Annotated in this window: 23 protein-coding genes; 18 read left to right on the top strand and 5 right to left on the bottom strand. The window is 72.6% G+C overall.

Features of this window, described 5'->3' with window-relative positions:
* Entirely contained in the window at positions 1 to 462 is a 462-nt protein-coding gene (locus ACH427_RS13220; RefSeq protein ID WP_361521335.1) for a heat shock protein transcriptional repressor HspR, read from the top strand.
* A 54-nt stretch (positions 463 to 516) separates the two neighbouring features.
* Here ACH427_RS13220 and ACH427_RS13215 read toward each other — a convergent pair whose 3' ends face one another.
* The 3 genes from ACH427_RS13215 to ACH427_RS13205 all read right to left on the bottom strand — a co-directional run bounded on the left by ACH427_RS13215 (position 517) and on the right by ACH427_RS13205 (position 2,014).
* On the bottom strand, positions 517 to 888 hold the full coding sequence (locus tag ACH427_RS13215) for a hypothetical protein (RefSeq protein WP_398869548.1): 372 nt from the start codon (positions 886 to 888) through the stop codon (positions 517 to 519).
* Between the two features lie 109 nt (positions 889 to 997).
* Positions 998 to 1,402 carry a pyridoxamine 5'-phosphate oxidase family protein gene (locus ACH427_RS13210; RefSeq protein ID WP_398869547.1) on the bottom strand — a complete coding sequence of 135 codons (405 nt, stop codon included), beginning with the start codon at positions 1,400 to 1,402 and terminating at the stop codon, positions 998 to 1,000.
* A gap of 24 nt (positions 1,403 to 1,426) precedes the next feature.
* Complete coding sequence (locus tag ACH427_RS13205; RefSeq protein WP_398869546.1) at positions 1,427 to 2,014, bottom strand: Uma2 family endonuclease; 588 nt, start codon at positions 2,012 to 2,014, stop codon at positions 1,427 to 1,429.
* A gap of 244 nt (positions 2,015 to 2,258) precedes the next feature.
* Between ACH427_RS13205 and clpB the strand changes: the two genes are divergently transcribed.
* A complete protein-coding gene (clpB, locus tag ACH427_RS13200) occupies positions 2,259 to 4,928 on the top strand; it encodes an ATP-dependent chaperone ClpB (protein ID WP_398869545.1) in 2,670 nt (889 codons plus the stop codon).
* A 76-nt stretch (positions 4,929 to 5,004) separates the two neighbouring features.
* Entirely contained in the window at positions 5,005 to 5,535 is a 531-nt protein-coding gene (locus ACH427_RS13195) for a YbjN domain-containing protein (RefSeq protein ID WP_398869544.1), read from the top strand.
* Positions 5,536 to 5,639: 104 nt separating this feature from the next.
* Here the strand turns inward: ACH427_RS13195 and ACH427_RS13190 are convergent, their stop codons facing one another.
* Positions 5,640 to 6,848 carry a hypothetical protein gene (locus ACH427_RS13190; RefSeq protein WP_398869542.1) on the bottom strand — a complete coding sequence of 403 codons (1,209 nt, stop codon included), beginning with the start codon at positions 6,846 to 6,848 and terminating at the stop codon, positions 5,640 to 5,642.
* 849 nt (positions 6,849 to 7,697) lie between these two features.
* Here ACH427_RS13190 and ACH427_RS13185 point away from each other — a divergent pair.
* Together ACH427_RS13185 and ACH427_RS13180 are read left to right on the top strand one after the other, a co-directional pair.
* Positions 7,698 to 8,216 (top strand): DUF2617 family protein, encoded by a 519-nt coding sequence (locus tag ACH427_RS13185; protein WP_398869541.1) that lies wholly within the window; start codon positions 7,698 to 7,700, stop codon positions 8,214 to 8,216.
* Between the two features lie 98 nt (positions 8,217 to 8,314).
* Complete coding sequence (locus tag ACH427_RS13180; RefSeq protein ID WP_398869540.1) at positions 8,315 to 9,907, top strand: polyamine aminopropyltransferase; 1,593 nt, start codon at positions 8,315 to 8,317, stop codon at positions 9,905 to 9,907.
* Here ACH427_RS13180 and ACH427_RS13175 read toward each other — a convergent pair.
* The gene (locus ACH427_RS13175) at positions 9,882 to 10,799 is read right to left on the bottom strand and encodes a helix-turn-helix domain-containing protein (protein ID WP_398869539.1); all 918 of its coding nucleotides are present in this window, start codon (positions 10,797 to 10,799) and stop codon (positions 9,882 to 9,884) included. The genes ACH427_RS13180 and ACH427_RS13175 overlap by 26 nt on opposite strands.
* A gap of 127 nt (positions 10,800 to 10,926) precedes the next feature.
* On the opposite strand from ACH427_RS13175, the gene ACH427_RS13170 reads away from it, so the two are divergent.
* The 13 genes from ACH427_RS13170 (at position 10,927) to ACH427_RS13110 (ending at position 23,740) form a co-directional block, all read left to right on the top strand.
* The gene (locus ACH427_RS13170; RefSeq protein WP_398869537.1) at positions 10,927 to 11,550 is read left to right on the top strand and encodes a DsbA family protein; all 624 of its coding nucleotides are present in this window, start codon (positions 10,927 to 10,929) and stop codon (positions 11,548 to 11,550) included.
* 56 nt (positions 11,551 to 11,606) lie between these two features.
* Positions 11,607 to 12,254 (top strand): NAD(P)-dependent oxidoreductase, encoded by a 648-nt coding sequence (locus ACH427_RS13165; protein ID WP_398869536.1) that lies wholly within the window; start codon positions 11,607 to 11,609, stop codon positions 12,252 to 12,254.
* A 92-nt stretch (positions 12,255 to 12,346) separates the two neighbouring features.
* On the top strand, positions 12,347 to 13,147 hold the full coding sequence (locus ACH427_RS13160; protein WP_398869535.1) for an SRPBCC domain-containing protein: 801 nt from the start codon (positions 12,347 to 12,349) through the stop codon (positions 13,145 to 13,147).
* A gap of 110 nt (positions 13,148 to 13,257) precedes the next feature.
* A complete protein-coding gene (locus ACH427_RS13155) occupies positions 13,258 to 14,061 on the top strand; it encodes an aldose 1-epimerase (RefSeq protein WP_398869534.1) in 804 nt (267 codons plus the stop codon).
* Between the two features lie 154 nt (positions 14,062 to 14,215).
* Positions 14,216 to 14,755: an orotate phosphoribosyltransferase gene (gene pyrE / locus ACH427_RS13150; protein WP_398869533.1), complete on the top strand. Its 540-nt coding sequence runs from the start codon at positions 14,216 to 14,218 to the stop codon at positions 14,753 to 14,755.
* 190 nt (positions 14,756 to 14,945) lie between these two features.
* Entirely contained in the window at positions 14,946 to 15,968 is a 1,023-nt protein-coding gene (gene fbaA, locus ACH427_RS13145) for a class II fructose-bisphosphate aldolase (RefSeq protein WP_398869532.1), read from the top strand.
* 104 nt (positions 15,969 to 16,072) lie between these two features.
* Positions 16,073 to 17,599, top strand: coding sequence for a DHA2 family efflux MFS transporter permease subunit (locus tag ACH427_RS13140; RefSeq protein ID WP_398869531.1), 1,527 nt, complete (start codon positions 16,073 to 16,075; stop codon positions 17,597 to 17,599).
* Between the two features lie 555 nt (positions 17,600 to 18,154).
* Positions 18,155 to 18,568, top strand: a complete 414-nt coding sequence (locus tag ACH427_RS13135; protein WP_398869530.1) for a DUF3151 domain-containing protein — start codon at positions 18,155 to 18,157, stop codon at positions 18,566 to 18,568.
* Positions 18,569 to 18,826: 258 nt separating this feature from the next.
* Positions 18,827 to 19,684 (top strand): tryptophan 2,3-dioxygenase family protein, encoded by an 858-nt coding sequence (locus ACH427_RS13130; protein ID WP_398869529.1) that lies wholly within the window; start codon positions 18,827 to 18,829, stop codon positions 19,682 to 19,684.
* Positions 19,677 to 20,903: a kynureninase gene (gene kynU, locus ACH427_RS13125; protein WP_398869528.1), complete on the top strand. Its 1,227-nt coding sequence runs from the start codon at positions 19,677 to 19,679 to the stop codon at positions 20,901 to 20,903. Before ACH427_RS13130 ends, kynU begins: the two co-directional genes overlap by 8 nt.
* Positions 20,900 to 21,622, top strand: a complete 723-nt coding sequence (locus tag ACH427_RS13120; RefSeq protein ID WP_398869527.1) for an alpha/beta hydrolase — start codon at positions 20,900 to 20,902, stop codon at positions 21,620 to 21,622. Before kynU ends, ACH427_RS13120 begins: the two co-directional genes overlap by 4 nt.
* 133 nt (positions 21,623 to 21,755) lie before the next feature.
* The gene (locus ACH427_RS13115) at positions 21,756 to 23,084 is read left to right on the top strand and encodes a sensor histidine kinase (RefSeq protein WP_398869526.1); all 1,329 of its coding nucleotides are present in this window, start codon (positions 21,756 to 21,758) and stop codon (positions 23,082 to 23,084) included.
* Complete coding sequence (locus tag ACH427_RS13110; protein ID WP_398869525.1) at positions 23,081 to 23,740, top strand: response regulator; 660 nt, start codon at positions 23,081 to 23,083, stop codon at positions 23,738 to 23,740. The genes ACH427_RS13115 and ACH427_RS13110 overlap by 4 nt, the downstream gene beginning before the upstream one ends.
* Positions 23,741 to 23,779: the final 39 nt, after the last annotated feature.

Raw genomic sequence — 23,779 nt, 5'->3', positions numbered from 1 at the left:
ATGGACGGCCGACGACGGCGTTTCGAACCAGCACAGCCTTTCCAGCTGACCGACGAGTCGCCGGTCTATGTCATCTCCGTGGCCGCGCAGCTGTCGGGCCTGCACCCGCAGACGCTGCGGCAGTACGACCGGCTCGGCCTGGTCTCCCCGGACCGCACGGCCGGGCGCGGCCGGCGCTATTCGGCGCGCGACATCGAGCTGCTGCGGCAGGTCCAGCAGCTGAGCCAGGACGAGGGCATCAACCTCGCCGGCATCAAGCGCATCATCGAGCTGGAGAACCAGGTGTCCGCGCTCAAGGCGCGCATCGCGGAGCTCCAGGGTGCGGTCGAGGGCGCCGCCACGGCCATGCAGCAGCGAGAGGCCGCGGTGCACGCTTCGTACCGCCGCGACCTGGTCCCGTATCAGGACGTGCAGCAGACGAGCGCGCTCGTGGTCTGGCGCCCCAGGCGCGACCAGGGCTGAGCCGGTCCGGAGGGGCCCGGAGAGCGTGTCGCTCTCCGGGCCCCTCCGGGTTTTTCAGCCGGTGAGGCGGAGGCGGACCTCCAGCTCGTGCTCGCCCGGGACCGTGCCGCGGCTCTCCACGGTGAAGGCCGTGGCCAGTTCCTCGCCGACCTGGCGCACGGGGTCCGCGGCGCCGAAGAGATCGACGTCGACCGGGCCGGACAGCGGCACCGGCGCGCCCTTCGCGGGCGTGCGGCGGGTGCGGGCGTCGACGACCATGCACCACACCATGGGGTGCTCGGGGCCCGCCGCCTTCGTCTCGCTGCGCGGGGGCCCGGCGCCCTCGGGGAACGCGGCCTCCAGGGCGCGGAACACCGCGCCCGCGTCCTGGTGTCCGCAGCCGGTCAGGTGGACGCTGACGTGATCCGCGCTCTCGGCGCCGCTCATGACGTGGGTACTCCTCTTGCCGTCGGGTCTTGCCGTCGAGACGGCCGTCATCCCGACGGTACGAGCGCCCGCGCCGCGCGGCATCAGCACAGGGCCAACCGGGGTCGGTTCAGGCCAGCCCCAGCGCCTTGGTGACGGTGATCTCGACGAGGACGCGGTCGGGGTTGGGCGCGGGCGTCCGGCCGTACCGCTCGGCGTAGCGCGCGACGGCGTCCGCGACGGCCTCCGGCTCGGTGCGCACGACGGCGACGCCCTCCAGGGTGGCCCAGCGCCGCTCGCCTATCTGGCACACCGCGACCCGGGCGCCGTCCGCTCCGGCGGCCAGAATGTTCGCGATCTTGCGGCTGTCCTTGTTGGTGATGACCCGGGCGATCCCGGCCTCGGGATCGAAGGTGACCCCCACGGGCACGAGGTGCGGGCTGCCGTCGGGGCGGGTGGTGGTCAGGGTGCAGATGTGCCGCTCCCGCCAGAACTCGACATAGGCGGGGGAGAGGTTGCGCAGATCGTGAGCCATGCCGGAAGCGTAGTCGTGGCCCGCTCAGGCGAAGTCGGACGTCTCCAGGTCGAAGGCGAACGGCTCGGGGAGGGGAAGCGGCTTGCCGAAGGCCGTGGAGTGGACCTCCGCGTAGTCGTCGATCGCGGGGTCGGGGTCGCTGTGCAGCGTGACGGTGCCCTGCTCACGGTCGACGAGGACGTAGAGCGGGATCCCGCCACGGGCGTAGCAGTGGCGCTTGGTGATGCGGTCGCCGGCCGGTTTGTTGCTGGTGACCTCGACGACCATGGCCACACCGTCGCAGGGCATCCACGAGGGAGCGCCGCGGAAGAGACGCAGCTCGCGCGGGGCGAATGTGGCGTCGGGGATCACGTGGTTCTTCGGGCACCGCCCTCCGCTGGGCATGAGCAGGCCCTTGTTGCCGGAGCAGTCCATGTCGGTGCGTGACATGCGCAGCACCTGACGGATGACTGTGCTCAGGTAGTCCTCGTGCTCGCCATCCGGTGCCGGTGACACGACAATCTCCCCCTCGATGAGCTCGGCCTTGAAGCCTTCAGGGGTCTCCAGGGCCAGAAAGCTCTCCAGGAGGAGTTCTTCCTGCGTAGCCGTCGGCTCGTATGCCATAGCAGTCATGCTGCACCCCCAATGCGGTTGAAGGCCAGTGTTGCCCGCGGACCGGCGGGGTGGGCGGTGATCGTGGCGATGTCACTCGAAGGAACGTGCCGGGCACGCGCGTGCGGACGGCAGTCCACAGGCGGAGCATGGAACCGGGCGGACCTGCTGGCCAATCCAATGTTGAGTGGACTAGGCTCAAGTTATCGCACGTTGGCTTCAGCAGGACAGCCATCGGAGCGGCACAGAGGAGGAGTGCACAGTCGTGGATGCGGAGCTGACGAACAAGAGCCGTGAGGCGCTGAGCGGCGCCGGTGAGCGGGCCGTGTCGGCGGGGCACGCCGACATGACGCCCGCGCACCTGCTGCTCGCCCTCCTCGCCGGCCAGGACAACGAGAATGTGATGGACCTGCTCGCCGCCGTCGAGGCCGATGCCGCGGCGCTGCGGTCGGGCGCCGAGCGGGAGCTGGGCGGGCTGCCGAGCGTGCAGGGGTCGACGGTCGCGCCGCCGCAGCCCAACCGCGAGCTGCTGGCCGTCATCGCGGACGCCTCGCAGCGCGCCCGCGAGCTGGGCGACACCTACATCTCCACCGAGCACCTGCTCATCGGGCTCGCCGCCAAGGGCGGCCGCACCGGTGAGCTGCTGGAGCGGCAGGGCGCGTCCGCGAAGAAGCTGCTGGCGGCCTTCGAGGCGGCCCGCGGCGGGCAGCGCGTGACCTCGCCGGATCCGGAGGGCACGTACAAGGCGCTGGAGAAGTTCGGCCAGGACCTCACCGCCGCGGCCCGTGAGGGCAGGCTCGACCCGGTCATCGGCCGGGACGCCGAGATCCGCCGCGTGGTGCAGGTGCTCTCCCGGCGTACGAAGAACAACCCGGTCCTCATCGGTGAGCCGGGCGTCGGCAAGACCGCCGTCGTGGAGGGGCTGGCGCAGCGGATAGTCAAGGGCGATGTCCCGGAGTCGCTGCGCAACAAGCGGCTCGTCTCGCTCGACCTCGGCGCGATGGTCGCGGGCGCGAAGTACCGCGGTGAGTTCGAGGAGCGGCTCAAGACCGTCCTCGCCGAGATCAGGTCCAGCGAGGGCCAGATCATCACGTTCATCGACGAGCTGCACACGGTCGTCGGCGCGGGCGCCGGGGGCGACTCCGCCATGGACGCGGGCAACATGCTCAAGCCGATGCTGGCCCGCGGCGAGCTGCGCATGGTCGGCGCGACGACGCTGGACGAGTACCGCGAGCGGATCGAGAAGGACCCCGCGCTGGAGCGCCGCTTCCAGCAGGTGCTGGTCGCCGAGCCCTCCGTGGAGGACTCCATCGCCATCCTGCGTGGCCTCAAGGGCCGCTACGAGGCGCATCACAAGGTCCAGATCGCCGACTCCGCCCTGGTCGCCGCCGCCACCCTCTCCGACCGCTACATCACCTCCCGCTTCCTGCCCGACAAGGCCATCGACCTGGTGGACGAGGCGGCCTCCCGGCTGCGCATGGAGATCGACTCCTCCCCCGTGGAGATCGACGAGCTCCAGCGCGCCGTCGACCGGCTCAAGATGGAGGAGCTCGCGCTCTCCAAGGAGGTGGACGAGGCCAGCAAGCAGCGCCTGGAGAAGCTGCGCCGCGACCTCGCCGACAAGGAGGAGGAGCTGCGCGGTCTGACCGCCCGCTGGGAGAAGGAGAAGCAGTCCCTCAACCGGGTGGGTGAGCTCAAGGAGCGCCTCGACGATCTGCGCGGCCAGGCCGAGCGCGCCCAGCGCGACGGCGACTTCGACACCGCCTCCAAGCTGCTCTACGGCGAGATCCCCGGCCTGGAGCGCGAGCTCGCGGCCGCCGCGGAGGCGGAGGCCGAGGCCGAGCAGGAGGCCGCCACCCGCGACCTCATGGTCAAGGAGGAGGTCGGCCCGGACGACATCGCCGACGTCGTGGCCTCCTGGACCGGCATCCCGGCCGGCCGCCTGCTGGAGGGCGAGACGCAGAAGCTGCTGCGCATGGAGGAGGAGCTCGGCAAGCGGCTCATCGGCCAGGAGGAGGCCGTCACCGCCGTCTCCGACGCCGTGCGCCGCTCCCGCGCGGGCATCGCCGACCCCGACCGGCCCACCGGCTCCTTCCTCTTCCTCGGCCCGACGGGCGTCGGCAAGACCGAGCTGGCCAAGGCGCTCGCGGACTTCCTCTTCGACGACGAGCGGGCCATGGTCCGCATCGACATGAGCGAGTACAGCGAGAAGCACTCGGTGGCCCGCCTCGTCGGCGCCCCGCCCGGCTACGTCGGCTACGAGGAGGGCGGCCAGCTCACCGAGGCCGTCCGCCGCCGCCCCTACACCGTCGTGCTCCTGGACGAGGTCGAGAAGGCCCACCACGAGGTCTTCGACATCCTGCTCCAGGTTCTCGACGACGGACGGCTGACCGACGGCCAGGGGCGCACGGTCGACTTCCGCAACACCATCCTGATCCTGACCTCCAACCTCGGTTCCACCTATCTGGTGGATCCGCTGCTCAAGGAGGACCAGAAGAAGGACAAGGTGCTGGAGACCGTCCGCGCCTCCTTCCGGCCCGAATTCCTCAACCGCCTCGACGATCTGGTGGTCTTCCACGCCCTGGGCGTGGGCCAGCTGGAGCGGATCGCCGGGATCCAGATCGCCCACCTCCAGCGGCGCCTCGCCGACCGCCGCCTCACCCTCGACGTCACCGAGCCCGCCCTGCGCTGGCTGGCCACCCTCGGCCAGAGCCCGGACGCCCCGGACGGGGCCACGCCCGACCTCACCTACGGCGCGCGCCCGCTGCGCCGCCTGGTGCAGACGGCCATCGGCGACCGCCTCGCGCGGGCGATCCTGGCCGGTGGGATCCGGGAGGGCGACACTGTAAAGGTGGACGTCGATCCGGCCGGGGACGGCCTGACGGTGGAGCCGGAGCGGCGGGAAGCGCTCGCGGGTTCGTCATCGGCGGCGTGATCCCGAGGGGCGGGGGTTGCCAGCCCCCGCCCGGCATGGGGGAGGATGGCGGGAACCGTACGAAGGGAAATTCACGGTGAGCATCGACCCGTCCTCGATTCCGAATTTCGGGGGCCAGCCCGAACCGCAGGAGACGGGCCCGGCCGGCCCCGTCATCCCCGACCAGGACCTGGTCAAGCAGCTCCTCGAGCAGATGGAGCTGAAGTACGTCGTGGACGACGAGGGAGACCTCGCCGCACCGTGGGAGCAGTTCCGTACGTACTTCATGTTCCGCGGCGAGGACGAGCAGCAGGTCTTCTCCGTGCGGACGTTCTACGACCGTCCGCACGGCATCGAGGAGAAGGCACAGCTCCTCGAGGTCGTCGACGACTGGAACCGCCGGACCCTGTGGCCGAAGGTCTACACCCACACCAACGACGACGGCACCGTCCGTCTGATCGGTGAGGCGCAGATGCTGATCGGCGTCGGCGTCTCCCTGGAGCACTTCGTCTCCAGCACGGTCAGCTGGGTGCGCGCCTCGATCGAGTTCGACAAGTGGCTCATCGAGCAGCTCGGCCTGGAGGCCGACGCCGAGGCGGGCGACGACAAGCCGGACGAGGAAGCCTGAGGATTTCGGCTTCGACGGGTGGGCTGTGAGCGGCTGAGCTCAGCCCGCTCGCGGGACGAAACGACCCGCGGCCGGCAATCGGCAGAGCCCGTGTGCCGCCGGTCTTACATCGGCATGCGGGCGACCGTCAGCAGGTAGGTCCCGTAGAGGAACGAGAGCCCGGCCAGCGCGCCGACCGTCACGACGACGGTGCGCTGCCGGGCTCTCGCCATCGCCAGGGCCGCCGGTAGCAGCAGCGGGAAGGCCGGCAGCAGGAAGCGCGGCTTGGACGCGAAATAGCTGGAGCCGCCGACCGCGATGATGACGAGCACCAGCGCGTAGACCGCCAGCACCGCGGGCGGCCGGTCGAGGAAGAGCAGGACGAGCGCGACCAGCGCGACGCCCAGGATCGCCAGGGTGACGTAGTAGGCCATGGCGTCCCGGCCGATGAAGAGGTGCCGGATGAACCGGAACGCGTCCCGCCCGAAGTCGAACCGCGACCCCCACAGCCGCTGCACGTCGAAATAGCCGAGCACCCCGCCGCCGGAGCGGAAACCGGCCCACAGCACATAGGCGGTCCAGCCGAGCGGCGCGAGCGCCGCGCCCGCCCAGACCCGCCAGTCCGTACGGGCGGGCCGGTCCCGGGCCAGGGTGAGGGCGGCGCCGACGCAGACGGCCGCGGCCACCGCGACGGCGTTGGGCCGCGAAAGCCCCGCGAGCAGCGCGAGCGCCCCGGCCCACAGCCGCCGCCCGGTGATCGCCGCGTAGAGCGCCCAGGCGGCGAGGGCGGTCATCAGCGGCTCGGTGTAGGCCATGGTCTGCACGATCGCGTGCGGCAGCAGCCCCCACAGGACGACGAGCGCGGTGGCCACTTTGCGGCCGTGCAGCCGCTCGCCGATCGCGTAGATGCCCCAGGCGGCCGCGCCGGCCGAGAACCAGGCGACGAGCAGCCCCGCGGTGACCGCGGTGAACGGCAGCACGGTCATCACCGCGCGCACCAGACCGGGGAACAGCGGGAAGAACGCCAGGTCGTTGAAGACCACCCCGCGGGTGGTGGGCGAGGGGATGATCAGGCCGTAGCCGTGCCGGGCGATGTCGGCGTACCAGATGCCGTCCCAGGAGTGGCCGAGCAGCGTGCGCGGATGGCGTCCGATCCACCAGGCCCAGCCCGCCATGACCGACATCCCGGTGAGCCGGACGGCGGCGTAGAGCGCGAGCGCGGGGCCGGCCCTGCGCAGGGCGTCGCGCACCCGGTCGAGGCGGCGGGCACGGGCACTCGGGGCCGCGGGGTGCGGTTCCGGCGCGCGTACGGGCACGGCGGTGTCGGCTGACACGGGGGCACCTCCGGTGCGGGCGCGGCCCGGTGTCCGCCGCGGGGGCGGTGCGGGGGCCGGGGCACGGGTACGGACGGGTGGCGGTTCGGCATACCGACCATGCGTCTCGCGCGTCACGCGCGCGACACGGAACGCCCGTTAGCGGTGCGCCTTCCACCCGCTCGGCGGGCACGGCGGAGTGTCTGCGCGGGACGGGGGCGCGGGTGTGCAGAGGGGCGGGCCAAGGGAGGTGCGCGCCGTCCGTCGGGGACGCGGGCCGCCGAGTGCCGCGCGCGTCACCGCGGTGCGCGCGGAAGGGCGCCCGGCACGGCCGCCGGGCGTCCGCGCGTGGACGCGTCCGGACGGCGTGCGATTTCCTTGTGAACTCCCGCCGCGCGCCGGGGTGGTGGGCATTCGCACGCCCGCCTTCGTGACGCGCCCCAATGCGCCCTCCAGCGTCGTGCATTTCTCGTTCCGCATTGGTGAAGAACCCGTGTCCATGTCGTCGACAGTGCCCGGAAAGGCTGTTTGAGCAGGGGATTTGCAGATGGCTCAGGTCTGATCGCATATGCGTCCAGCCGCTTGTCGGGGGCCTGTCGTGCGCAATGATTCTGAACAGTTGAACTGCCTGGCCCTCGCGTGGATGGAAAGCACGATGAGATGGGTAAAAACGCTGTGAGCACCGGTCAATTCATGATTCCCTCTCATTCAGAGACACGTGTCGGAGACGACTCCTCACGGAATCCTCGGAATCACTGTCATCGGACCCCACGGAACACTCATATGTGGGCATGAGCCGGCGCACTCGAAGACTCTGGTCCTCCTCGGCGGGCCGGCCCACCCTCCACTGCGTGCTTGCGGAGCCGACCCATGCTCACCACCCTCAAGACCACCTACACCGACACCCGTGCCGCCGACCTCGCCTGGTGTCTGGGGAAGGCCCCTCTCCCCGCCCTGGCCGTCCTCGACCTGCGGCTCGCCGACTCCCTCGTCCAACTGCGCCTGCTCGGCGCCTCCCACCAGGTGCTGCTGGAGGAGGAGGGCGGCGTCTGCTCGGAGACCGTGGCCTGCCTGCCGGGCAGCGCCACCCCGCTGCCGCTGGGCGTGGCCCGCCGCGTCGGCGCCTGGGAGTACGAGTTCGCGGCCCGGATAGAGACCCTGTCGCACGGCTCCTTCGCGGGCCGGGCGCAGGAGCTGCTGGCGCTGGTCGCCGAGCATCCGTACGGACTGGCCGGCACGTTCCCGGGGAGCCCGCACGCCTTCACCGCGCTGCTCGCGCAGCGGCGCGAGGGTCAGGTCAGCTGGCGCACCTGGCACGCGTATCCGCAGGAGGGGCGGCTGGTCGCCACCCGCACGAGAGTGGCCGCGCGGGCCGCCGCGGCCCTCTGAGCGACCCCGCGAGGCGCCCGGAAACGCGCCATGGAACACCTGTAATAAACCCTTGTGGGTGACAAAAGGTTGTCGGATCGTGACGTAGCGTTCCCATCATGATCTACCGCCCGGCACCGGCGCGGCTGCCCGTACCGGCCGGGCTCGGCCGCTTGGTGGTCCTGACCACCGTCTTCATCTGCGCCGCCTGCGGGCTGGTGTACGAGCTGGAGCTGGTCGCCCTGGCCTCGTATCTGATCGGCGATTCCGTCACCCAGGCGTCGGTCGTGCTGTCGGTGATGGTCTTCGCGATGGGCATCGGCTCGCTGCTCGCCAAGAGGCTGAGAGCCAGGGCGGCCCTGGGGTTCGCCGCCGTCGAGGCGGTGCTGGCGCTGGCCGGCGGCCTGTCGGCCATGGCGCTCTACGCCTGCTTCGCCTGGTTCGGCCAGGCACGGCCGGCCCTGGTGGCGTTCTCCCTGACCATCGGGGTGCTGATCGGTGCCGAGGTGCCGCTGCTGATGACCCTCATCCAGCGCATCCGGCGGCAGGACGCGGGCGGCGCGGTCGCCGACCTCTTCGCCGCCGACTATGTGGGCGCCCTGGTCGGCGGGCTCGCCTTCCCCTTTCTGCTGCTGCCCGTGCTCGGGCAGTTGACGGGCGCGCTGTTCACCGGCGCGGTCAACGCGGCGGCGGGCGGGGCGCTGGTGCTCTGGCTCTTCCGCGGCGATCTGAGCGTGCGCTCGCGCTGGGCGCTCCTCGCCGCCAACGCGCTGGTGCTGGCGCTGCTGGCCGCGGGCACGGTCCTCACCGGCCCCTTCGAGCGGGCCGCGCGCCAGGCGGTCTACGGCTCGGATGTGCGGGTGGCCGTGCAGTCGGATGTGCAGGAGGTCGTGCTCACCGGCGGAGGCGGCAGCGGGAAGCCGCTCTCGATCTTCCTCGACGGACGGCTGAAGGTCAGCGGGGACGACGAGTTCCGCTATCACGAGGCGCTGGTCCACCCCGCGATGTCCGGGCCGCACCGCAGGGTCCTGGTGCTCGGCGGTGGCGACGGCCTCGCCCTGCGCGAAGTGCTGCGCTACGGGGACGTCGCCTCGGTCACCGTCGTCGAACTCGACCGGGCCCTGCTGCGGTTGGCCCGCACCGACCGCGATCTGACCGCGCTCAACCACGACGCCTTCCGGGATCCGCGGGTGCGCACGGTCGTCGGCGACGCCTTCGACTGGCTGCGCGGCCGCCCCGCCGACGGCCCTCCGTACGACGTGGTGATCTGCGATCTGCCCGACCCGGGCATCACCCCCAGCACCAAGCTGTATTCGCAGGAGTTCTACGGCCTGGCGGAGCGCCGCCTGGCGCCCGGTGGGCGGCTCGCCGTGCACGCCGGCACGGTCGACGCCCGCCCGCGCGTCTTCTGGACGGTGGAGGCCACGATCCGCTCGCTGGGCCTGCGCACCCGGGCCTACCGGGTGGGTAGCGCGCCCGGCGGGCCCGAGCGCACGGCCGGGCGGCGGGCCGTCGAGCGCGCGGGGGAGGGGGACGACTGGAGCTTCGTCCTCGCGTCCCGGGAGTCCATATCCCTGCAACTCCCGCCGGTGCGCCCCTGCTTGCAGTCACTGACGCCCGGCGAGCTGGCCGCGGCCGCCCGCGCCGCCGAGCGCAGCCGTGAGCCCGGGCTGCTGCCGTCGACCCTCATGCACCCGCGCTATGGGGAGTGACGTCCGGCTGCCGGCGGAACGTGGCGCGGAAGGCGCCCGGGGAGCAACCGGCGCGATGGTGGAAGAACTTGGAGAAGTTCGCCGCGTCGTCGAAGCCGATCCGCTCGGCGATCCGGGCGGCGGGCAGCTCGCTGTGTGCGAGCAGCCGCTTGGCCTCCAGCATCACCCGGCGGTCGATGAACTCCTTGGCGCCCACCCCCGCGCCCGTGAGGGCCGCGCGCGAGAGGGTGCGAGGGGAGTAGCCGAGCGTGCGGGCGTAGTCGGCGACCCGGTGGCTGGTCGCGAAGTCCCGCTCGACGGCCGCCCGGAAGCGCACGAAGGCGTCCCCCGGCGCGGGCACGCTGCTGCCGACCGGGGCCGTGAGGTGCGCGAGGCGCAGCACCAGCACGGACAGCAGGTGCCGAAGCACGGCGGAGTGCACATCGGCGGGCAGTCCGCGACTGGTGCGGAAATCGGCCTCCAGGTGGTGCACCGCGCAGAAGACGGCCTCCCGGTCCTGCCCGACCGGCTGCCACAGCACCGGCCGGAAGGGATCGTCGGCCACCGCCGCGACGGCCGTGCCGGGGGAGAGGAAGCCGGGCTGCACCAGGACGACCGCGCCGTCGATGCCCTCCACCGCGCCGTACTGCTGCACCTGTCCGGGCCGCACCCACAGCACCGACCCCTCCTCCAGGGAGTAACCGGTGAAGTCGACGGTGTGTCCCGCGGCCCCGGAGCGGACGGCGATGATCTGGTGGAAGTCCAGCCGCTGCGGCTTGGCGAGCAGGCCCTCGGGCGAGCGGGCGCGCAGCTGGGCGAGCGTCATCACCTCGACCCCCTCGGGCGTGCCCGGCGGGGCCCGGTAGGTGAGCTCGACGATCTCTTCCTGGCGGGCATGTCGCTTTTTCACCATGAGGAGACCTGAGCGTACCTGGTCGGCCCCTGGAAACGGCCATAGCTTGGTCGTAACGCACCACAAGGAGTGCGTGGCCCACAGCAGTCGTCCCGGCCGGGACAGGCTGCCCGTTTCAGGGAAAGACATGGCACGGCACAAGCTCACTTACGCATTCGACGCCTACTGCGGCTGGTGCTACGGCTTCGGACCCGCCGTCCGGGAATTCGCCGCGGCGAACGCCGGGCGCGTCGAGCTGACCGTGCGCAGCGGCGGCCTCTTCACCGGCCCCCGGGCGCAGCCCGTCTCCGCGTACTCCTACATCCCGCAGGCCGACGCCCGCATCGGCGAGCTGACCGGCGCCGTCTTCGGCCCCGGCTACGCCAAGGCGTTCGCCGACGGCACCGCCGTGCTCGACTCGGCCGACGCCGCGACGGCCCTGGTCGCGCTGCGCCGACAGGCGCCCGAGAGGACACTGGAGTTCGCCGGTGCTCTGCAACGAGCCTGGTACGTCGACGGGCTGAGCCTCTCCGACCCGGACACCCTGCGCGTGGTCGCCGCCGGGCTCGACGGCGTCGACGGCGAGGCCGTCGTGGCCGCCGCCGCGGACCCGGACGCCCGCCGCGAGGCGGAGGCGGACTTCCGCGAGGTGCGCCGCCTGGGCGTCGACAGCTTCCCCACGCTGCTGCTGCACACCCCCGGCGGCGTACGGCGCCTCGGCGGGCCGACCTCGTCCGCGGCGGCCCTCACCCGGGCCCTCGACCAGCACTGACTCCCTCTCCCCCTTCCCCTCCTTTTCCCATCCTTTCTCTCCCTGAGGAGCCCCCCATGGCAAAGATCGCTCTCTTCGGCGCCAACGGCACCATCGGCAGCCGCGTCCTGCGCGAGGCGCTCGACCGCGGTCACCAGGTCACCGCCGTCGTCCGTGACCCCGCGAAGCTCTCCGAGGCGCCCGGCCTGACCGTCGTCACCGGTGACGTCCTCGACCCGAAGTCGGTGGCCGCCGTCGCCGAGGGCCAGGAGGTCGTCGTCAGCGCGGTCGGCGGCGGCGACGGACCCGGCCACATCGCGACCATCGAGCCGGCGGCCAAGTCGCTGGTGGCGGGCGTCCGTACGCTCGGTGACGCCGCCCCGCGCATCATCGCGGTCGGCGGCGCCGGTTCGCTGCGCACGCCCGAGGGCAAGCAGGTCTGGGACACCGAGGGGCTCCCCGAGTTCCTGCTCCAGATCATGCACGCGCACGGTGACGCGCTGGACTACTACCGCACCGTCGACGACGTCCGCTGGACCAACATCAGCCCCGCCGGGACGATCGAGCCGGGCGAGCGCACGGGCACGTACCGCACGGCCCTGGAGGACCTCGTCATCGGTGCCGACGGCAAGAGCCGCATCTCCGCCGAGGACTACGCGGTCGCGCTCGTGGACGAGATCGAGCGTCCGAAGCACGTGGGCGAGCGCTTCACGGTCGGCGACTGACATTCGCCCTTCGGGGTTCCGCGGGCGGGGCGCGACGGAAAGTTCGGCCTGAGAGGCACTGGTGAGGGGCCTGATGGGTAGGCTCGCTTGCTATGGAGCATGAGGTGTTCGTTCCGTTTTCCGTCGACTCCGTCCGCCGGGTCCTCGCCGACCCCGCCCGCGTGGTGCGCTGCGTCCCCGGCCTCCAGCAGGACGTCGCGGATGCCTCCGGCGCGCTCGTGGCCGGACGCCTCCGACTGCGCATAGGTGGCTCGACCATCACCTACCGGGGCTCGCTGCACCTGACCGAGCGCGACGGCTCCTACGAGCTGTCGGGCGAGGGCAGCGAGGTGCGCGGCTCCGGGACGGTGACGCTCGCGCTGCGCGGCGTGCTGGCGCCCACCGCCGAGGGCTCCCGGCTGACCTGCACGGGAACGGTCGGCAGCACCGGCCGGCTGGCGGAGTTCGACGAGAAGGCCGTGGAGGCCACGGCCCGCCGCCTGCTCGACCGTTTCGCCGCCGCGCTCGTGGAGGAGCTGCGGGAGGACGCGGAGGAGGAGGCGGGCGCCGCGGGCGAGGGCCCCCGGCTGGAGGGCGGCAGCGTCTTCGACACGGAGGTCCCGCCGCCGTCCCTCGATTCTTCGGCGGACGACGAACTCGACGAGGACGACGAGGACGACGAGGACGACGTCGACGACGAGCCGCCCGCGGAGGCCGCGCACGCGCGCCGCACGATGATCGGGCGCAGCGCGGAAGAGGTCGACCACGCGCCGCCGCGCGGCCGTTACGCGCCCGTCCCGGCCCCGGAGGCGGCCTCGGCGACGGCGGCCGCGCTGCGCTGGGCGGCGCCCGCGGCGGCGGTGGCCCTGGCCTCGGCGGTCGTGGTGAGCCGGGCGCTCCGCCGCAGGCGCTGAGCCGCGCGGCCCGGAGCCGGGCTGCCCGGCGGAGAGCCCGGACCGGCGATCGAGGGTCCGGGTTCGGGGCGGCGCCCCGAATCCCGGTGTCCGGCCCATAAGGTCGCATCGTGAGCACCGACAAGACGAATCAGGTCCACCTGAAGGCGGGCGACGCCGAGCTGACCGTGGACCCCCGGAACGGGTGCAGGCTCACCAGCCTGCGTATCCGCGGCACCGAACTCCTGCGGCAGGGTGCCAAATACGGCGCCTTCCCCATGGTCCCCTGGTGCGGCCGCATCGAGCTGGGGCAGTTCCGCAACGGCGGCGAGCGCCACCAGATGCCCGTCAACCATCCCCCGCACGCGATCCATGGCACCGGCCGCGACACCGCCTGGAGCACGGTGCGCGCGGACGACACCTCCGCCGCGTTCACATACGACCTCGCCGAGCCGTGGCCGTACTCCGGCCGGGTCACCCAGCTGGTGGAGCTGGCGGCGGACTCCCTCACGCTGACCATGGGCGTCGAGACGTACGACAACTCCTTTCCGGCGCAGGCCGGCTGGCACCCGTGGTTCCTGCGCGACCTCGGCTCCGGCGGTGCGGCGGAGCTCGCGTTCGACGCGGAGTGGCAGGAGGAGCGTGGCGACGACCATCTGCCGACGGGCCGCCGCATCGCGCCGAAGCCCGGCCCCTGGGACGACTGCTTCGGCATGCCGGACGGCGTGGACGTCACCCTCACCTGGCCCGGTCTGCTGGAGCTGAAGGTGGCCAGCCGGGCCGAGTGGGTCGTGATCTACGACGAGGAGAAGGAGGCGGTCTGCGTCGAACCGCAGTCCGGCCCCCCGAACGGCCTCAACACCCTGCCGCGCCTCGTCACTCCGATCGACCCCCTGGAGATCTCCACGACATGGACGTGGCGGACGCTGGCATGATCCGTGTCCGGCGGAACCGCGGGAATACGCACCCAGGTCAGCCACATCAAGCCCGTCCGCCGCTCGAGGACGCGCCCGCAGGGCGTTCCGGCCGCGGACGGCGGACGGCCCGCACCGGGACGAGGTCCGCCGGACACGGCCTAAGCTCGTCGGTATGAGCGAAGCGCGTGACGCCCTGCTGCAGCAGATCAAGGACAAGGCCGTGGTCCACGGCAAGGTGACCCTCTCCTCCGGCAAGGAGGCCGACTACTACATCGACCTGCGCCGGATCACCCTGGACGCCGAGGCGGCTCCCCTGGTCGGCCAGGTGATGCTGGATGCCACGGCCGACCTGGAGTACGACGCCGTCGGCGGCCTCACCCTCGGCGCCGACCCGGTCGCCACCTCGATGCTGCACGCCGCCGCCGCGCGTGGCCGCAAGCTCGACGCGTTCGTCGTGCGCAAGGCGCAGAAGACGCACGGCATGCAGCGTCGCATCGAGGGCCCGGACATCAAGGGCCGCCGCGTCCTGGTGGTCGAGGACACCTCGACCACCGGCGGCTCGCCGCTGACCGCCGTCGAGGCGGCGCGCGAGGCGGGCGCGGAGGTCGTCGCCGTGGCGACGATCGTCGACCGCGGTGCCGCTTCCGCCATCGAGAGCGTGGGCCTGCGCTATGTGACGGGCTACTCCCTGGGCGACCTCGGTCTGTCCTGACCTGCGGTTTTGTCAAAGCGTCCCCGAAGGGCGGGCGGGTTTCACGTGAAACCAGCCCGCCCTTCGGGCTTCCCCGGCCGAGGACCCATGTGGAGCAATTCGGCGAGTCTGGGAAGATGGGAGCGACGATGAACGTCGCCCCCTAGGTCAGGGCCCCCTCGCCCACCCGCACATCACAAGGAGCGGACAGATGCCCATCGCAACCCCCGAGGTCTACAACGAGATGCTCGACCGGGCGAAGGCAGGCAAGTTCGCCTACCCGGCCATCAATGTGACCTCGACGCAGACGCTGCACGCCGCGCTGCGCGGTTTCGCCGAGGCGGAGAGCGACGGCATCATCCAGATCTCCACCGGTGGTGCGGAGTTCCTGGGCGGCCAGTACAGCAAGGACATGGTCTCGGGCGCCGTCGCGCTCGCCGAGTTCGCGCACGTCGTCGCCAAGAAGTACCCGGTGAACATCGCGCTGCACACCGACCACTGCCCGAAGGACAAGCTGGACGGCTATGTCCGCCCGCTGCTGGACATCTCCGCCGAGCGCGTCGCGGCCGGCCAGAACCCGCTGTTCCAGTCGCACATGTGGGACGGTTCCGCCGAGTCCCTCGCCGACAACCTGGCCATCGGCCAGGAGCTGCTGGCCAAGGCCGCCGCCGCCAAGATCATCCTTGAGGTCGAGATCACCCCGACCGGTGGCGAGGAGGACGGCGTCAGCCACGAGATCAACGACGAGCTGTACACCACCGTCGACGACGCGCTGCGCACCGCCGAGGCCCTGGGCCTGGGCGAGAAGGGCCGCTACCTGCTGGCCGCCTCCTTCGGCAACGTCCACGGCGTCTACAAGCCGGGCAACGTCGTCCTCCGCCCCGAGCTGCTGAAGGACCTCCAGGAGGGTGTGGCCGCCAAGTACGGCAAGGCCAGCCCCTTCGACTTCGTCTTCCACGGTGGTTCCGGCTCCACGGAGCAGGAGATCCGCACCGCGCTGGAGAACGGCGTCGTGAAGATGAACCTCGACACGGACACGCAGTACGCCTTCACCCGTCCGGTCGCGGCCCACATGTTCAAGAACTACGACGGCGTCCTGAAGGTCGACGGCGAGGTCGGCGAGAAGAAGACGTACGACCCGCGCACCTGGGGCAAGCTGGCCGAGGCGGGCATGGCCCAGCGCGTCACCAAGGCGTGCGCGGACCTGCGCGCCACGGGCACGAAGCTGAAGTAACCCGCACCGCGCTCAAGGGCCCGGCCTCCACTCGTGCGGTGGGGGCCGGGCCCTTTCGGCTGTTGCGCTGGCCGGCCACGCGCCGCACGGGGATGATTTGCGGTATGAGCGACCCTTCGCGGGAGGCGCCCGGTGCGGTGAATCCCTCCGGCACGCGGCCGTCGTCGAAGGAGCCCGGCGGCGTCCGGCTGGGCACGGGCACCGGGCGGGCCGTGCTGCTGACGGCCGTGCTCGGCTCCGGGATGGCGATGCTCGACAGCACGGTCGTCAATGTGGCGCTGCCTCACATCGGCGCCGACCTCAACGCCGACCTGGCCGTGCTCCAGTGGACCGTCAACGCGTACATGCTCACCCTCGCCGGGCTGATCCTGCTGGGCGGGGCGCTGGGGGACCGGTTCGGGCGGCGGCGGGTGTTCGTGGTGGGCGTCGTGTGGTTCGCGCTCGCGTCGCTGCTGTGCGGGATGGCGCCGGACGCCGGGGTGCTCATCGCCGCGCGGGCGTTGCAGGGCATCGGCGGGGCGCTGCTCACGCCCGGTTCGCTCGCCCTGATCCAGGCGGTCTTCCACCCGGACGACCGGGCCGGGGCGGTGGGGGCGTGGTCCGGGCTCGGCGGGGTGGCGTCGGCGGTCGGGCCCTTCGTGGGCGGCTGGCTGGTGGACGGGCCGGGCTGGCGCTGGGTGTTCCTGATCAACCTGCCCCTGGCGGCCGTGTGCGTGCCGGTGGCCCTCCGGCACGTGCCGGAGACCCGCGACCCGAGGGCACACGGGCGGTTCGACGTCCTGGGCGCGACGCTGGGGGCGCTGGCGCTCGGCGCGGTGACGTACGCCCTGATCGCCGCCCCCGGAAAGGGCGCGTCGCCCTGGGTGATCGGGCCGGCGGTCGGCGGGGTGCTGCTGGGCGTGGCGTTCTGGCAGGTGGAGAAGCGGCGGGCCGAGCCGATGCTGCCGCCCGTGATCTTCGCGAACCGGATGTTCACCTCGGTCAACGCCGTCACCGTCTGCGTCTACGCCGCCTTCAGCGGCTTCTTCTTCCTGTCGGTGCTCCAGCTCCAGATCGTGGTCGGCTGGTCGGCGCTGGAGGCGGGCACCGCGCTGCTGCCCACGACGGTGCTGATGCTGCTGCTGTCCGCGCGCTCCGGCCGCGTCGCGCAGGGCATCGGCCCGCGGATCCCGCTGACGGTCGGACCGCTGCTGTGCGCGGCGGGGATGCTGCTGATGACCCGGGTCGGAGCGGGCGCGGTGTACTGGCGGGACGTCCTGCCCGCCCTCGTCGTGCTCGGCATGGGCATGGTGGCGCTCGTCGCCCCGCTCACCTCGACGGTCCTGGCCTCCGTGGACGTCGGCCGCGCGGGGCTCGCCAGCGGCATCAACAACGCGGCGGCCCGCGCGGCGGGCCTGATCGCCGTGGCCGCGCTGCCGCTGCTCGCGGGCATGGGCCCGGAGACGTACCGCGATCCCGGCGCGTTCACGGGGGCGTTCCACCGCTCGATGCTTCTGTGCGCGGGGGCGCTCGTGGTGGGGGCGCTCCTCGGCTGGTCGACGGTGCGGTCTCCGGGCGGCCGGTGTCGGCCGGAGACGGCGTATCACTGCGGGGTTTCGGCGCCGCCGCTGGATCCGGGGGATGCGGAGTAGATCTTCGGGGTGGGCCACCGCGGCGGGCGGGGTGGGCGCCTGCGGCGGGCTTTTCCCCTGCCCGCCCCTTCCCGGCTGCGTCTGACGTGCGGGTCCGCCGCGTGGGGGGGGTAAGCCCCCAGACCCCCGCAAGGTGGCGCACCCCGGAACTGGGGCTGCGCCCCTGACCCCAGCAACACGCTTCGCGCGTTGTCCTCAATCGCCGGACGGGCTGAAGAGAAAAGACGGGCGTGCCCCCACAACCCGCTGTCGTCCTCCGGTGAGAGGGGGTGGGGCTGGAGGGTGGGGTTCTGGAACGCGGTGCGACGTCACGGCACTCAACACGAGAAACGGCAACCGCACCGCGTTCCAGGTCCCCAGCCCGGAAGACCCGCCCCCGGCACCCACCACCACCCAAGCCCGGCCGGCGCTTGAGGCCGCCGCCCGAAGGGCGCTCCCGCCGCTGGGGGCACACCAGGACGGAGTCTGGGGAGGCAACGGAACCCGCGCAAGGCAACGAATCCGCACCCACCCACACCCGCCCAGCCAGCGCAGCGACAAGGCAGACTGGAGCCCATGTCCATTCATGAGAACCTGCTCGGGGGACCGCCCCCGACCCACCTCCCCGACGACCCCGAGCCGCGCGAGCTGCTCGCCTCCGGTGCCGCCCCGGCCGAGGTGGCGGCCAAATACCCGGCGTCCTCGCTCGCGTGGGCGCAGCTCGCCGACGAGGCGTTCGAGGGTGGCCGGGTCGTCGAGTCCTACGCCTACGCGCGCACCGGCTACCACCGCGGGCTCGACGCCCTGCGCCGCAGCGGCTGGAAGGGCCACGGCCCGGTGCCGTTCGAGCACGAGCCGAACCGCGGCTTCCTGCGCGCCCTGCACGCGCTCGCGCGGGCCGCGCAGGCGATCGGGGAGCAGGAGGAGTACGAGCGCTGCTCGGCGTTCCTGCGCGACAGCTCCCCGACGGCCGCCAGCACGCTGGGCTGATCCGGCGCCGCCTTCGCACCCCTGGCGCCACCAGGCGGAACCGACCGGAACGCCCCGCTCCACGCGGGGCGTTCCGGCTGTCGGCGGGCCGGTCGGCGGGGGCAGCGAGCCGGTCGGCGGGTCGTCCGCAGGGTTATCCACAGCCCTTGCCGCGGGCGGCGGCAGGGACGGATGATGCGTGGCAGGGGACCGGGGCTCCGATGCCGACGGGAAGGGGCGGACCGCTACCCGGGAGCACGTCATGCCGAGGAGAGCGCGATGTCGCAGCCGCAGTCACCCTGTCCGCCCAGCCCGGAGGCCGCCGGTCCGGCCTCCCCGCATCTCGACTTCGAGGGCACCACGCCGTACGAGGACTATGTCCGGGCCTCGGTGCTCAGCAGGCTCCAGGAGCCGCTCTCCGACGACCCCGGGGAGATGGCCTTCCTGGTCACCACCCAGGTGATGGAGCTGTGGTTCACCGTCCTCGTGCACGAGTGGCGCACGGCCCGGCACGCCCTCCGGCGGGACGACCTGGAGGCCGCCCTGGCCGCGCTCAAGAGGTCGGCCTACGAGCTGGAGTCGCTCAACGCCTCCTGGAAGCCCATCGCACACCTGACGCCCGGTCAATTCAACGCGTACCGGGGCGCGCTCGGCGACGCGTCAGGGTTCCAGTCCGCCACATACCGCCGCCTGGAGTTCCTGCTCGGCGAGAAGTCCGCGGCCATGCTGACGCCCTATCGCGGCGCCCCCCGTGACGGCGCGGAGCTGGAGAAGGCGCTGCACGAGCCGAGTCTGTACGACGAGGTGCTGCGCTATCTGGCTCGGCTCGGCCATGAGATACCCCGGTCCGTGCTCGACCGTGACGTCTCCGAGCGGTATGCCCCCGATCCGGGTGTCGAGCGGGTCTGGCAGCGGATCTACGAGGGCCCGCGGCACGGCGACGAGTGCCGTCTGGGCGAGAGCCTGACCGAGGTCGCCGAGCTGGTCTGGCGCTGGCGCAACGACCATCTCGTGGCCACCCGCCGGGCGATGGGCGCGAAGGCCGGCACGGGCGGCTCCTCGGGAGTGGCCTGGCTGGAGAAGCGGGCCGCGAAGAACGTCTTCCCCGAGCTGTGGACGGCGCGCAGCCATGTCTGACGCGAAGGGAGCGGGCATGAGCGGAGCACTCGGCCGGGAGGCCGCCGAGCTCGACGCCGCAGATGTACTGCGCGCCAAGCGCAGCGAGTTCGCGCTCGTCGACGAGGTCGTGTATCTCGACGGCAATTCCCTGGGCGCCCTGCCCGGCGCGGTGTCCGCCCGGATCGCGGACGTCATCGGGCGGGAGTGGGGGCAGCTGGGGATCCGGTCCTGGACCGAGTCCGGCTGGTGGTCCGCGCCCGAGCGGGTCGGCGACCGGATCGGCGCACTCGTCGGGGCCGCGCCCGGCCAGGTCGTGGTCGGCGACTCCACGAGCGTGAATGTCTTCAAGGCGGTCGTGGCGGCCGTCCGCATCGCCCGGGAGCAGGCGCCGGGCCGTGACGAAGTGCTCGTCGACGCGGCCACGTTCCCCACCGACGGCTATGTCGCGGAGTCCGCCGCCCGGATGACGGGCTGCCGCGTCCGGGCCGTGCCCACGGCGGAGCTGGGCAAGGCGGCCGGGCCGCGCACCGCCGCCGTGCTGGTCAATCACGTCGACTACCGCACGGGCCGCCTTCACGACCTGCCCGCCCTGACCGCCGCCGCGCACGCGGCGGGGGCCCGCCTCGTGGCGGACCTGTGCCACAGCGCGGGCGCCGTGCCGGTCGAACTCGACGCCTGGGGCGTGGACTTCGCGGTGGGCTGCACATACAAATACCTCAACGGCGGCCCCGGCTCGCCCGCTTGTCTGTACGTCCGCCGCGAGCTCCAGCCCCGCTTCGACTCGCCGCTGCCCGGCTGGAATTCCCACGCCGACCCCTTCGCGATGTCCCCCGCCTACGCCCCCGCCGAGGGCGCGGCGCGCGGCCGGGTCGGCACGCCGGAGATCCTCTCCCTCCTCGCGCTCGACACCGCGCTCGACGTGTGGGACGGCGTGGCGCTCGCGGACGTCCGGGCCAAGAGCCTCGCCCTGACGGACTTCTTCCTGCGCTGCGTCGGGGAGTACGTCACCCAGGGCCGCGTCGAGAGCGTCACGCCCGCCGCGCACGCGGAGCGCGGCAGCCAGGTGGCGCTGCGCTGTTCCGGCGCCGGCGCGGTGATGGAGGAGCTCATACGCCGGGGAGTCGTCGGGGACTTCCGGCCCCCGGACGTCCTGCGCTTCGGCTTCACCCCGCTGTACACGTCCTTCGCGGACGCCGAGCGCGCCGCGCGGGTGCTGGCGGAGGTGGCGGCCCCATGACCGAGGCGGCCGAGGCGCACGCGCTGCTGGCCCTGGAGTACGTCCCGCCCGACGAAACCGTCGCGTACGGCGACCACCCCAGCCAGGTGATCGACTTCTACCGGCCGGCCGAGCCGTCCGGCACCCGCGTGACCCTCCTGCACGGCGGTTTCTGGCGGGAGGCGTACGACCGGCGCCACCTCGCGCCCCTGGCCGCGGCGCTGGCGGCGCGCGGGGCGGAGGTCGCCCTCGCGGAGTACCGCCGGGTGGGCGGGGGCGGCGGCTGGCCGGAGACCTTCGACGACGTGTCCACGGTGCTCGCCCGCGATGTGCCGGGCGGCCGGCACGTCCTCGTCGGGCACTCGGCAGGCGGCCACCTCGCGCTGTGGGCGGCGAGCACGGCGCCGGGCACGGTGGTCCGTGTCGTCGCCGTGGCGGCGGTCACGGACCTCGGGCGGGCGCGAGTCCTCCGCCTGAGCTGTGGGGCGGCCGATGAACTGCTGGGCGGCGAGGACCGCCCGGAGGCGGACCCGGTGCGGCTCGGGCGGCCCCCGGTGCCGACGGTGCTGGTGCACGGCGAGGCGGACGAGGAGGTGCCGGCGGACTTCTCCCGGAGGTACGCGGCGGCGGTGGGCGGCCCGGTCGGTCTCCGGCTCCTGCCGGGGGCCGGGCACTACGCGGTGGTGACACCGGGAGCGGCGGCGTGTGACGAGGTTCTCGCGGCGATCGACGGGCCCTGACCGGGCCGGGCCGCGAGCCCCCGGCCACGGGTTTCACCCCAGGCGGAGCCGCGCGTAGTCCTTGAGACGGACCCCCGGAGATCCCCATTCGTACGGACGCGGCACACCCGCGCCTTTGCCTACCTTTGATGGTGTGACCGACACCTATGAGCCCAGTCTGCGCAGCGAGACGCGCCTGGCGAAGAGCGCCATCGGCGGGCTTCGCGAGGACCTCTTCACCGACGCCTTCGCCTTCCGGCCGCTGCCCCCGCTGCGCGCCGACCACTGGCTCGTCCGCAGGGTGCCGGACCGCGCCGCGCGCTACGCCCGGTGGTTCCCGCACGCAGCCGTCGCCGGCTTCGCCTTCGTCGTCATGTCCGCGGCCGCCACGCACTGGGGCGGCGTCTACGGGCTGTTCGCATCGCTGATCATCGGCGTGCCGATCATCACGACGCTCTTCCGGCCCGTCGGCGCCTGGTGGCTGTCGATGGGCGCGCTCGTGTTCCCGGGGGTGTTCCTGAGCGGCTACGGCCTCGGGCCCTCGTCCACCGGCGGCTTCTTCTCCCACCTCTGCGTCATGCTGCTCGTGGCCCTGCGGACCCGGCCCCGCGTGGCGGCCGAGATGTGGCTGCTCACGGGCGCGCTGGGGGTCTTCGTCGAGCTGTTCGTCAGGACCTTCCGGCCGTACAGCGGCGGCCTTTTCGTCTCCGACCTGTTCGAGACGATGGCCCTCTCCGGGATCGTGCTCTTCGTCGTCCTGGCCGTACGCGGCCTGCGCGAGTCCAAGCAGCAGGTCGCCGCGCAGGCGGCCGTCACCGAGGTCGAGCGGTCCCGGCGCACGGTCCTGGAGGAGCGCACCACGATCGCCCGCGAACTGCACGACGTCGTCGCCCACCACATGTCGGTCGTCGCGATCCAGGCCGAGGCCGCCCCGTACCGCGTCCAGGACACCCCACCGGAGCTCGCCGCCGCCTTCCAGACGATCCGGGAGAACGCCGTGGCGGCCCTGACCGAGCTGCGCCGCGTCCTCGGCGTCGTACGGTCGGAGAACCCCGACGCCTTCGCCGGGCCCGAGGCGCCGCAGCCCACCCTCGCCGACATCGGCGCGCTGATCGACAACGTCCGCGCGGCCGGGCCCGCCGTCGAGCACATCACCACGGGCGCCGTGCGGCCGCTGCCGCAGGGCGTGGAGCTGTCGGCTTACCGCATCGTGCAGGAGGCGCTGAGCAACGCGCTGCGGCACGCGCCTGGCGCCCACGTCCGCGTGGAGGTCAGTCACGTGCTCGGCGGGCTCGGCCTGCGCGTCGCCAACGGCCCGGCGGACCGCCTGGCCAAGCCCTCGCCCGGCGCCGGGCACGGCGTGCTCGGCATGCGGGAGCGGGTCACGATGCTCGGTGGTGAGATGACCGCGGAGGCCACGCCGGAGGGCGGCTACGAGGTCGTCGCGTTCCTGCCCGTGGCCCTGGGGGAGACCGCCGCATGACCATCCGCGTGCTGATCGTCGACGACCAGATGATGGTCCGCGAGGGGTTCTCCGTCCTGCTGAACGCCCAGCCCGACATCGAGGTCGTCGGTGAGGCGCTGGACGGCAGGCAGGCCGTGGAGCGGGTCGCCGAGCTGCGCCCCGACGTCGTCCTGATGGACATCCGGATGCCCGTCCTCAACGGCCTGGAGGCGACCCGGGAGATCGTCGCGGCCGACGCCGACGCGAAGGTGCTGGTGCTGACCACCTTCGACCTCGACGAGTACGTCTACCAAGCGCTGCGGGCCGGGGCGAGCGGCTTCCTGCTCAAGGACGCGTCCGCCCGCCAGCTCGCGGACGGCGTGCGGATCGTGGCATCCGGCGAGGCGCTCCTCGCCCCGACGGTCACCAAACGGCTCATCCAGGAGTTCTCGCGGCTCGGCACGCCGAAGGTGCCCACGCAGGAGCGGATCGGCGACCTCACCGAGCGGGAGACGGAGGTCCTGGTCCTGGTGGCCCAGGGCTGCTCCAACTCCGAGATCGCGGCGGGTCTGGTCGTGGCCGAGTCCACGGTGAAGACGCATGTGAGCCGGATCCTGGTGAAGCTCGGTCTTCGTGACCGGACGCAGGCGGCGGTGTTCGCGTACGAGGCGGGGCTGGTGACGCCGGGCGGATGACCCTCCGTGGTCGCCTGCGGCGGGCTGTTTCCCCAGCCC

Source organism: Streptomyces sp. NPDC020379, assembly GCF_044387105.1.
GTDB lineage: Bacteria > Actinomycetota > Actinomycetes > Streptomycetales > Streptomycetaceae > Streptomyces.
Note: the sequence above shows the minus strand (reverse complement) of the source record. Positions and strands in the feature narration are given on the sequence as shown.